This window comes from Mycobacterium sp. (assembly GCF_035314665.1).
In the GTDB taxonomy this organism is placed as follows: Bacteria; Actinomycetota; Actinomycetes; order Mycobacteriales; family Mycobacteriaceae; genus Mycobacterium.
In genome coordinates, this window is sequence record NZ_DATFZD010000276.1 from 1 (window position 1) to 10,712 (window position 10,712).

Annotated in this window: 9 protein-coding genes and 1 tRNA gene; 5 read left to right on the forward strand and 5 right to left on the reverse strand. The window is 65.3% G+C overall.

The features are described 5' to 3' along the window. The 4 genes from acpM to aceE form a co-directional block, all read right to left on the reverse strand. Positions 1–276 (reverse strand): meromycolate extension acyl carrier protein AcpM (gene acpM / locus VKI00_RS19595; protein WP_324440329.1); only part of this gene is annotated, 276 nt, incomplete at its 3' end. A gap of 131 nt (positions 277–407) precedes the next feature. Continuing rightward, on the reverse strand, positions 408–1,313 hold the full coding sequence (locus VKI00_RS19600; protein ID WP_324440331.1) for an ACP S-malonyltransferase: 906 nt from the start codon (positions 1,311–1,313) through the stop codon (positions 408–410). A gap of 128 nt (positions 1,314–1,441) precedes the next feature. Next, a complete protein-coding gene (locus VKI00_RS19605; protein ID WP_324440333.1) occupies positions 1,442–2,740 on the reverse strand; it encodes a PucR family transcriptional regulator in 1,299 nt (432 codons plus the stop codon). A 51-nt stretch (positions 2,741–2,791) separates the two neighbouring features. Then, a complete protein-coding gene (gene aceE / locus VKI00_RS19610) occupies positions 2,792–5,584 on the reverse strand; it encodes a pyruvate dehydrogenase (acetyl-transferring), homodimeric type (RefSeq protein ID WP_324440335.1) in 2,793 nt (930 codons plus the stop codon). Between the two features lie 173 nt (positions 5,585–5,757). Here aceE and VKI00_RS19615 point away from each other — a divergent pair, with 173 nt between their 5' ends. The 4 genes from VKI00_RS19615 (at position 5,758) to VKI00_RS19630 (ending at position 7,506) form a co-directional block, all read left to right on the forward strand. Further along, on the forward strand, positions 5,758–6,369 hold the full coding sequence (locus tag VKI00_RS19615; protein ID WP_414687239.1) for a hypothetical protein: 612 nt from the start codon (positions 5,758–5,760) through the stop codon (positions 6,367–6,369). Positions 6,370–6,482: 113 nt separating this feature from the next. Next, a complete protein-coding gene (locus tag VKI00_RS19620) occupies positions 6,483–6,905 on the forward strand; it encodes a DUF3052 domain-containing protein (protein WP_324440337.1) in 423 nt (140 codons plus the stop codon). After that, positions 6,905–7,375 carry a peroxiredoxin gene (locus tag VKI00_RS19625; RefSeq protein WP_324440339.1) on the forward strand — a complete coding sequence of 157 codons (471 nt, stop codon included), beginning with the start codon at positions 6,905–6,907 and terminating at the stop codon, positions 7,373–7,375. Before VKI00_RS19620 ends, VKI00_RS19625 begins: the two co-directional genes overlap by 1 nt. Before the next feature lie 56 nt (positions 7,376–7,431). Then, a tRNA-Val gene (locus VKI00_RS19630) sits at positions 7,432–7,506 on the forward strand. Positions 7,507–7,543: 37 nt separating this feature from the next. Here the strand turns inward: VKI00_RS19630 and VKI00_RS19635 are convergent. Beyond that, positions 7,544–9,931, reverse strand: a complete 2,388-nt coding sequence (locus tag VKI00_RS19635) for an FdhF/YdeP family oxidoreductase (protein ID WP_324440341.1) — start codon at positions 9,929–9,931, stop codon at positions 7,544–7,546. A gap of 609 nt (positions 9,932–10,540) precedes the next feature. Here VKI00_RS19635 and VKI00_RS19640 point away from each other — a divergent pair. After that, positions 10,541–10,712 (forward strand): VOC family protein (locus tag VKI00_RS19640; protein ID WP_414687240.1); only part of this gene is annotated, 172 nt, incomplete at its 3' end.

Consider the following 10,712-nt stretch of genomic DNA (forward strand, 5'->3'; position numbering starts at 1 on the left):
GCGCAGCGCCTGGGCGGCCTCGGGGTTCTCTTCCTCGAGCTTCTGGATGTAGCTCACAACGTCACCGACGGTGCGGAGCCCGGCGAGGTCCTCGTCGGGGATCTTGACGCCGTACTTGTCCTCGGTCTGCACCGCGATCTCAACCATCGACAGCGAGTCGATGTCGAGGTCGTCGACGAACGACTTCTCCGGGGTGATCTCCGAGGGCTCGATACCGGTGACCTCTTCGATGATCTCGGCGATGCCGGCGATGATTTCTTCTTGACTGACAGTCACGTTCAGTTCCCTTCGTAATATGTTGTGTTACTGCTGATTTATATGTTGTGTTACTGCTGATTTGACGTACGTATGCGGTTGTAGGTCGGACGGGCTTGGCTTTGCCTTGTGGGTGGCTACACACCCGGGTTCTACAGCTCTGCCAAACCATCCAGGTCTGCGGGGGTTTTGACGGCATGCGTCGGTACCCCGCGAAGTTCACGCTTGGCGATGCCGCTCAATGCGCCCGCAGGCGGGAACTCGACAATCGCTTTGACATTTCGCTGACGCAAAGTCTCGCTGCACAAATCCCACCGCACCGGGCGGGTGAGCTGCGCGACGAGCTTTTCTATCGCGTCGCCGGCCGACGATACCGGCTGGCCGTCGCGGTTAGACAACAGCACGGCGGTCGGTTCCGCGGTCGTGACGTTCTGCACCGCAGCGGCATAGCCATCGAGGGCGGACGCCATGAACTCGGTGTGGAATGCTCCTGCGACGCCCAGCGCACGCACCCGGGCCTTCGCCGGCGGGTCTTCAGCAAGCTTGTCCAACGCGCTCAGGCGACCGGCGGCCACGATCTGGCCGGCGGCGTTGCGGTTGGCGGGAACCAGGTCGAGCTGCTCGAGGCGGGCCAGCACGTCGGCTTCGTCACCGCCGAGAACCGCGGACATTCCCGTCGGCTCGTTGCCGCAGGCCTTGGCCATCTCCGCGCCGCGGGTGGCGGCCAGAGCGACGGCGTCGTCAGCGGAGATCACACCGGCGATCGCGTAGGCCGCGATCTCACCGACGGAGTGGCCAGCGACGATGACGTCGTCCGCGAGCACACCGCGCCCGGTCAGCTCCTGGTGAGCGAGCAGGGTGGCCGCGACGACCAGTGGCTGGGTGACGGCGGTGTCGGTGATCTCTTCAGCCGACGCGGTGGTGCCCAGGCGCACAAGGTCCAGACCGCTGACCGCCGACCAGGACGCCGTCTTCTCCGTGGCGCCGGGTAGTTCCAGCCACGGCGACAGCATGCCGGGGGTCTGCGATCCCTGTCCGGGCGCAAGCAAAGCAATCACGTTCTTAAGGGAACACTGTGAAGACGGTTTTGCGCGGTGTACCAGATTATGAACCTTGTCTTAGGTTTTTGTGGAAACTCCACAAAAACGCACGCGATGCGACGTATTCGATATCGCGCCGCAATCTGTCAGCCGGTGGCGATTGTCTTCGAGGGCGCGATCAGGTCTTTTTCCACCGCCGGCGTGACAGGCGTCACAATGTCGCTGGCGACGCTGGACTGCTGGGCCTGGTACGCGAGGTGGCCCACCGTCGCAGCCACCCGGAGGACATAGGCGTCGCGCGGCTGGGTGGGATCGCGGCCCGTGAAGTCGGCGATACGCCGCAGTCGGTAGCGCACGGTATTTGGATGAACGAACAACTTGCGGGCGCAGGCTTCGATCGCACCGCCGCAGTCGAGATAAGCGTCGAGGGTCTCGGTGAGGGTGGGACCCGCATCGGCGAGCGGCCGCATCACGTCGGTGTGCAACGCCGCGATGGCCGACGCGTCGCCCATCAGGGCCCGCTCGGGCAGCAGTTCGCGCGCCAGCACGGGCCGCGGCGCACCCCGCCAGCCGGCCACGGCATTCATCCCCGAGATGGCCTCACTGGCGCTGTGGTAGGCCGCGGTCAGCATCGGGGCGGTCGGGCCGATCACCACCGGACCATCCGAGAAGGCGTCCAGCAGAGCGCCGAACACCTTCTCGGTCGGTGTCAACTGGCCGGACACGATCGCCACCAGGTAGGTGCCGTGCACGTCGGTGAGCGCGGCGCGGCCATGGTTCGCGGCGATGTCTCGGACTTCTTGGCTGGCGTGGCTTTCCCGGCCCGGCGCCGGCGTTCCCACCACCACGGTCGCCGGAGCGGTGGTGTCCCAGTTCAGCGCCGCCGCGCGGGATAACAGCTCGGGTCCGGTGTCGCCGCGCACCACCGCGTCCACCACGGTGGCCTCCATTCGGCTGTCCCAGGTGCCGCGCGCCTCGGCAGCATCGGCGTACGCCGTGGCGGCACTGAAGGCCAGGTCGCGGCTGTATTTGAGAATTCCCACCGTCAGCGCGGTCAACTGTTCCTCATCGCGGGTCAGCAGCGGAGCAACCTCTTCGAAGAACTCCATGGTGACCCGCACCATGTCCACCGAGTGGCGCAACGGCATCCGCCGGGTCAGATCCTGCGGCATGAGTTCGAACGCTCGCGCGGTGTAGTTGATGTTGCTGTGCGGGTCGGTCATCCACTCCACGAAGTTCGCGACGGCGGTCTGCACCACCAGCGCCACGCTGGCCCGCTGGGAGGCTTCCAGCTCGGCGAAGAACGGCAACCGGTCCTGCATCGCCGACACTGCCTGGGTGGAGAACCGACCGGAATACTGCTTCAACCGCCGCAACAGCGACTCCGGAACGCTGTCTAGCAGTTCCAGCGTTGACCGCGGCGCCGCAGATTGCTTGTCAATCACCCCTAAAACTTACGCCAGTTATCTGGATGATTCCGCCAAAGACACTCTGCGTTAGGCGCCTGGACCGGGATCGGAAGTCTGCACCGGCGCGGCCTGCACGTCATCGATCCGATATTGGCGCGCGGCTGCGACCGGCACCGACGGGTCGATCTGGCCGTCACGCGCCAGCGCTTCCAGCACCGCGACGACCTGAGATTCGGCGTCGGTGTTGAAGTAGCGGCGCGCCGCCGGCCGGGTGTCGGAAAAGCCGAAGCCGTCGGTGCCCAGCGTCACGTAGCTGCCCGGGACCCACGGCCGGATCTGCTCGGGCACCGCCCGCATCCAGTCCGACACCGCAACGATCGGACCCGAGCATCCTGAAAGGGCCCGCGTGACGTAGGCCTGACCGGCCGGACGGTCACAGTGGCGCAGTTTCTCCTTCTCGACCGCGACGCCGTCGCGGTTCAGTTCGCCCCAGCTGGTCACCGACCACACATCGGCGGCGACATCCCATCCGGCGGCCAGCATCTCGGCGGCTTGCAGCGCCGACGGCATCGCGACCCCGGAAGCCAGGATGTGGGCCGTGTTGGCGCGGCCTTCCTTGGCCGCCCGATAACGGTAGATGCCGCGCAGCACGCCTTCGGGGTCGAAGTTCTCCGTCTCGGCCGGTTGAACATAGGGCTCGTTGTAGATGGACAGGTAGAAGAAGACGTTCTCCGGGTTTTCGCCGAACATGCGGGCCAGGCCGCTTTCGATGATGTAGGCGATCTCGTAGGCGAAGGCGGGGTCGTAGGCGACCACCGCCGGATTGGTGGCCGCCAGTAGCAGCGAGTGGCCATCGGCGTGCTGCAGGCCCTCGCCGGTCAGCGTGGTGCGACCCGCGGTGGCCCCGAGCAGGAAGCCGCGCGTCATCTGGTCGGCCGCGGCCCACAGGCCATCGCCGGTGCGCTGGAACCCGAACATCGAATAGAAGATGTAGATCGGGATCATCGGCTCGTTGTGGGTGGCATACGAGGTGCCGGCCGCGGTGAACGAGGCGACGGATCCGGCCTCATTGATGCCCTCGTGCAGGATCTGGCCGATTTCACTTTCCTTGTACGCCAGCATCAGGTCGGCATCGACGGCGGTGTAGAGCTGGCCGAGGCGGTTGTAGATCTTCAACGACGGGAACCACGAGTCCATCCCGAACGTGCGTGCCTCGTCGGGGATGATCGGCACTATGCGGGGCCCAATTTCTTTGTCGCGCAATATTTCCTTGAAGGTGCGCACCGTGGCCATCGTGGTGGCCACCTCCTGGTGACCCGACCCCTGCTTCAGCGCCTTGTAGGTGTCGCGGCCCGGCAGCGCCAGCACCTTGGACTTGGTCCGCCGCTCGGGCACAAAACCGCCCAGCGCGCGCCGCCGGTCGAGCAGATAGCGGATCTCGGGGGCTTCGGGACCGGGGTGGTAGTACGGGGGCAGATAGGGATCCTCCTCCAGCTGGGCGTCGCTGATCGGGATCCGGATGGCGTCGCGGAAGTCCTTGAGATCTTGCAGCGCAAGCTTTTTCATCTGATGCGTCGCATTACGCCCCTGGAAGTGGGCGCCCAGCGAGTAGCCCTTGATGGTCTTGGCCAGAATCACCGTCGGCTGTCCGGTGTGGTCGACGGCGGCGCGGTAGGCCGCGTAGACCTTGCGGTAGTCGTGGCCGCCGCGTTTGAGGTTCCAGATCTCGGAATCGGTCATGTCCTCAACGAGTGCCTTGGTGCGCGGGTCGCGCCCGAAGAAGTGGTCCCGCACATAGGCGCCGTCGTTGGCCTTATAGGTCTGGTAGTCGCCGTCGGGGGTGGTGTTCATCAGGTTCACCAATGCGCCGTCGCGGTCGGCGTGCAGCAACGCGTCCCACTCGCGTCCCCAGACCACCTTGATGACGTTCCAGCCCGCCCCGCGGAAGAACGACTCCAACTCCTGGATGATCTTGCCGTTACCGCGTACCGGGCCGTCGAGGCGTTGCAGGTTGCAGTTCACCACGAACGTCAAGTTGTCCAACGCCTCCAGCGCGGCGACGTGGGCCAGGCCGCGGCTCTCCGGCTCATCCATCTCGCCGTCGCCGAGGAACGCCCACACGTGCTGATCCGAGGTGTCCCTGATGCCGCGGTCATGCAGATAGTGGTTGAACCGGGCCTGATAGATCGCGTTCATCGGGCCGAGGCCCATCGACACCGTCGGGAATTCCCAGAAGTCAGGCATCAGCCGCGGGTGCGGGTAGGACGGCAGGCCGCCGCCGGGATGACTGTGCTCCTGCCGGAACCCGTCCAGCTGGTCGGCGGTGAGCCGGCCTTCCAGGAAGGCGCGCGCGTAAATGCCGGGCGAGGCGTGGCCCTGGATGAAGACATGGTCTCCGCCCCCGGGATGCGCCTTGCCGCGGAAGAAGTGGTTGAAGCCGACTTCGTAGAGTGCCGCAGACGACGCGTAGGTCGAAATATGGCCGCCCACGCCGACTCCCGGACGCTGGGCGCGGTGCACCATGATGGCGGCGTTCCATCTGATCCAGGCCCGGTAGCGGCGCTCGACGTCCTCATCGCCCGGGAACCACGGCTCCAGCTCGGTCGGGATGGTGTTGACGTAGTCGGTGGAGGTCAGCGCCGGGATGGCGACGCGCTTCTCACGGGAACGCTCCAGCAGGCGCAGCATCAGGTAGCGGGCCCGCGCGGGGCCGGATCGCTCCAGCAGCTCGTCGAAGGACTCCAGCCACTCGGCGGTTTCCTCCGGGTCGATGTCGGGCAGGTAGGAGGCCACACCTTCGCGGATTACCCGCACCCGATCGGGTTCGCCTGCGCCGGTTGGGTTTTGCGCCAGATCGTGGCGTACGAACTCGGTAGTCAACTCGCTACTCCTCGTTTGACGGTTCGTCTGCTTGTGGCTGATCTCGCCGTCGGTCGGTGCTGGGTCTGCCCTGCGGCCCGGTCGGGCCATTCCTTTATCGTGCCGCACTTCGACCGCGCCGCGTAGTCCCCGTCGAAGCTGTCCCAAGCCGCGACCCGGTAACGTCATAACCTGTGCTGATCGGACGGCGTCGCGGCGTAAAGCCCGAGTCTGGACAACGCGCGCCAGACTCGCTGCGAGTGCGGATCGGCGCGCGCGCGATCGGCTGCGCGGCGGCGATCCTGATCGCAATCGTCGGGTGTACCAGCGTCACGGATGGCTCGCCGACCGTCGACACCGCGATAGCCCCGGCGTACCGGGAATCGGTGTCCGCGTCGGTCTCGGCGTCGGCCGCGACGTCAAGCCTGCAGGAGACGCGACGTCAGCTATCGCTGACGACGCAAGCCGTGGTGCGCGCGTGCGAGTCGTTTGCCGCCACCAGCAAAGACGCCGTCGACAAGGTGAATGACTTTGTCGCCGCGTACAACCAAGGCCGTGACACCGGCCCCAGCGAAGGTCCCGCCGCCGATACCCTCAACCACAGCGCCGAGCTGGTCGAAGGGAACAGCGGTGGCCCGCTGTCCGAGGATCTGCACCACGCGCTCAACGCCTACGCCGACGCGGCACGCGACCTCGCGGTCGCCATCCGCAACCACGGCGGGGATATGAACGCGTTCAATCAGCGGGTCAATCAGTTCAACGACACCAAGACCGAAGCGGTCAAGCTGTGCAGGGCGTCCCTATGAGTCGCCGGATGTGCAAGGCTACGTGCTTATGCGACGATAATTGCCATCGCGCGGCGCGTTGACGCTCGAGTGCTTGGAACTGACCGGCTGTAGCTGAAAGAGAGGATCGCACGGTGGTGGCGGCGGATGACGCCCCGAGCTATGCCCGCAAACTGGGCATCCAACGAGGGCAAGTTGTCCAAGAGTGGGGTTGGGACGAGGACACCGACGACGATATCCGCGGCGACGTGGAGGATGTTTGCGGTGGCGAATTGCTCGACGAAGACACCGACGAAGTTATCGACGTCGTATTGCTGTGGTGGCGTGACGGCGACGGCGACCTAGTGGACACCTTGATGGACGCGATCGCGCCGCTGGCCGACGACGGAGTGATCTGGGTGCTCACGCCCAAGACCGGCCGGCCCGGTCACGTGCTGCCCGCCGAGATCGCGGAGTCGGCACCGACTGCGGGACTGATGCCGACGTCGTCGGTCAACCTGGGGGACTGGAGCGCCAGCCGGTTGGTGCAGCCGAAGTCGCGCGCCGGCCGCCGCTGATGTTGACGGTCGGTTCCACCGCACCGGATTTCACGCTGCGCGATCAGAACCGACAGCCGGTCACCCTGAGCGATTACAGAGTCGGTGAAGGCGCCAGGAACGTGCTGCTGGTGTTCTTCCCGCTCGCGTTCACTGGCATCTGTCAAGGCGAGCTTGGTGAATTGCGCGATCACCTGCCTGACTTCGAGAACGACGACAGTGCGGCGCTGGCCATCTCGGTGGGACCGCCGCCCACCCACAAAGTGTGGGCCGCCGACAGCGGGTTCCTGTTCCCGGTTCTGTCGGACTTCTGGCCGCACGGCGCGGTCAGCCAGGCCTACGGTGTGTTCAACGACGACGCCGGCATCTCCAACCGCGGCACATTCGTTATCGACCGGTCCGGGGTGATTCGGTTCGCCGAGATGAAGCAGCCCGGCGAAGTCCGCGATCAGCGACTTTGGACCGACGCGCTGGCGGCGCTGAAGGGCTGAACGGCGAGTCGGCGTTTTGGGCGCCAAGTGGTCGGGGCGGTATCTTTGCGCGGCACGGGCGCGTAGCTCAGTGGTAGAGCTCTGGTTTTACACACCAGCGGTCGGCGGTTCGATACCGTCCGCGCCCACCAATATTGATGCAGGTGGGCCAGGCCTCCAACGACACCTTCAGCCGCCGGCGGGGCTTGCACCCGTCGCAATGGTTGCCGGGCCAGTCACGGCGGGGGTGACCTCGACGATGAGGTGCTTGGTCAACGGTTGTTCGCTCTGCTGGCTGCGGTCCGCGAGCGCGCACAGCAGGTTCAGCTCGGGCATGTAGCCGAATACGCTGCCGCGCGGGGTGTTGTAGGCCACGGCGCGGTAGCCGTACACCGAGCGGGTGCTACCGTCGCGGGCGAAGCTGGTGATGTCGATGAGGTCGAACTCATTCAGCCCGCGTTCGCGCATGTCTACGGCGTTCATGAACAGCGCGGTGCGCAGGTTCTTCAGGCCGCGGTAGCGGTCGTCGTCGGAGTAGATGGTGGTGTTCCACTGGTCGTGGGACCGCACGGTGGAAAGCGTCAACCGTCCCCGCGGTGGCACGATGTCGGGCATCGGTGTGGTAGAGAATTCCGCGTGTCCGGACGCGGTGAGGAAGACTCGCTCGCGGGCTGGCTGGCGGATCCGAAACCCCAGCGGTCGGCGTGCGCGGCGGTTGAAGTCTTCGAAGCCGTCGAGCACCTTGGCCATGACGTCGCGGATCCGGTCGTAGTCGCCGATGTAGGACTCCCACGGTGTGGCCGACGCCGGCAGGGTTGCGCGGGCCATGCCGGCCAGGATCGCGCACTCGGACTTTAGCTGCGGGGATGCTGGCTTTTTCATCCCGAACGACAGGTGCACCATGCTCATCGAGTCCTCGACCGTGACGCCCTGCTCACCTGTCTGTTGAACGTCCTTTTCGGTGCGCCCCAGGCAGGGCAGGATCAGCGCCGTGCGCCCGTGTATCAGATGGCTGCGGTTGAGCTTGGTGCTGACCTGAACGGTGAGCTCGCAATTGCGCAACGCGGCGAACGTCGCCTCGGTGTCCGGCGTGCACAAGCTGAAGTTTCCGCCCATGCTGACGAACACCTTCACGTCGCCGGCGAGCATCGCCTCGATCGTCTCGACGGTGCCCAGGCCGTGCTCACGCGGTGGCGTGATCGAACACACCTCTTGCAGCCGGTCGAGCAGCTGCTTGCCCGGCCGGTGGTCGATGCCGCAGGTGCGGTTGCCCTGCACATTGCTGTGGCCGCGCACCGGTGACGGGCCGGCCCCTTCGCGGCCGATGTTGCCGCGCAGCAGAAGCAGGTTCACGATTTCGCGGACGGTGTCCACTCCGTGTTCCTGCTGGGTCAATCCCAGACACCAGGAAACCACCGTGCGGTCGGCACCCAGATAGACCTCGGCCAGTTCTCGGATCGCTTTCTCCTCGACTCCGCACTGGTGCACGATCTCGGGCCAGCCGGTCTGCTTAACCAGCGACCGGTAGGCCTCGAAACCGCTCGTAAAGCGCTGCAGGAACTCCTCATCGATGGCCTTGGGGTCGGTCTGCGCATGCTCGAGGACAACCTTCGCGACCCCGCGCAGCAGCGCCAGGTCCCCGCCCACGCGGGGCTGAACATTCATGGTTCCGATCTTGGTGGCGTGGAACGTAGCCATCGCGAGGATCTCGTGCGGAACGATCGTGCGACCGCTGGCCGCCTCGATCAGCGGGTTGATATGCACGACCTGCGCGCCGCGCCGATGCGCTTCGGCGAGTGCGGTCAGCATCCGCGGCGCGTTGGAAGCGGCATTGACACCCATCACCAGCAGCAGGTCGGCCTTTTCCCAATCGTCCAGGTCGCAGGTGCCCTTACCCGTCCCCAACGACGCGGTCAGCGCCCGGCCGCTGGCCTCATGGCACATGTTGGAGCAGTCCGGCAAGTTGTTGGTGCCGAACTCGCGCACCCACAGCTGATACAGAAACGTCGCCTCATTGCTGAGCCGCCCCGATGTGTAGAACGACGCCTGATGCGGGCTGTCCAACCCGCGCAGCGTCGACCCGACCAACTCAAAGGCGTCGGCCCACGAGATCGGCACGTACTTGTCCGACTCGGCCTCGTACACCATCGGTTCGGTCAGCCGACCCTGGTCCTCCAGCGCGAAATCCGTCCACCCCGACAGCTCGGTGACGGTGTGGTGGGCGAAGAAGTCCCGATCGACCCTTTTGCGGGCCATTTCCCAGGTGACGTGCTTGATGCCGTTCTCGCAGATGTCCAGGTGCAGACCCTTGCGGTCATCCGGCCATGCACATCCCGGACAGTCGAAGCCCCCGTTCTCATGGTTCATCAGCTGGATCGCACGAGTGCCGGCAACCAGTTCCCGGCTCTGCGTCAACACCTTGGCCACACTGCGAGCCGCACCCCAACCGGCAGCCGGATGGTGATAATCCTCCTGGGAATACTCACCACCGGCGTTGGGACCCCGCCCCACCGCGGGATGACCGGGCTCACCCTGCCCGAGCAGGTCGCCGCTATTAGGTTTCTTATCGTCCGTCATCGCGATGCCCTTCGTCCGTCTTCCTGCTGGCGACGGCTCACCGCAGTTGAAACGGTGGCATCGACGCCGACTGGGAGTGATCGCACATCGGGGTCCGGGTGGGTAGCATCCCGCCGCGGGCCTAGCGCGGATCGTTTCCTGACACTCCCAGCGTTGCAGGCCAATGATGTCGTGACTAGCACCAATCTGCGGTTCGGGAGGAAACCGGCACACCGATCCGTGAGTACTCGATCCTCCTGCTCGACAGTCAAGTTCCAGCTGAAACACATTGGTGTAAGCCGGAACTCCGCCTGAAAAGCGGAAGGTCCTGGCCGAGGCTTCTACACCTACGTGTAGCTGATCGCATCGAAGGGAGACGAGCCGGGATCGCTAGGAATCCCTGATATCGCATGGGCCACTGGATGCTGAATAACGCCGCGTTCTCGTTAGCTCCCGGCTCCTTTCCGGGGCTCTGCGAGACCGACAAAATTCTTGGGCGAGCACTGAGATGGTCCAACCAAGATCATCACCGTCGCGCGTTAACCCATCTGTCGCGCTTCATCACGCGGCCGAAGTAAGCCGCCGCATTATTTGACGACGGGTTGCTTTCGGGGCGATAGAGTTTCTGCCATGACGACGATGTCCGAGCAGGAGCGATCCGAGCGGTTCGAGGCGCAACGGCAGCGCATCCGCGAGCAGTACCTGCGTCCCGCCGACGAGCGCTCGGCCTCGTCGGCACGGGGTTTGCACCACACCGCTCTGGTGAGCAGCGACGTCGAGCAGACCGTCCGGTTCTACCAGG

What these genes read in the sequence shown, in the direction of transcription:
- VKI00_RS19625 (WP_324440339.1), top strand. Translation starts at nt 6,905, where the DNA reads ATGTTGACGGTCGGTTCCACCGCACCGGATTTCACGCTGCGCGATCAG.
- VKI00_RS19635 (WP_324440341.1), bottom strand. Translation starts at nt 9,931, where the DNA reads ATGACGGACGATAAGAAACCTAATAGCGGCGACCTGCTCGGGCAGGGT.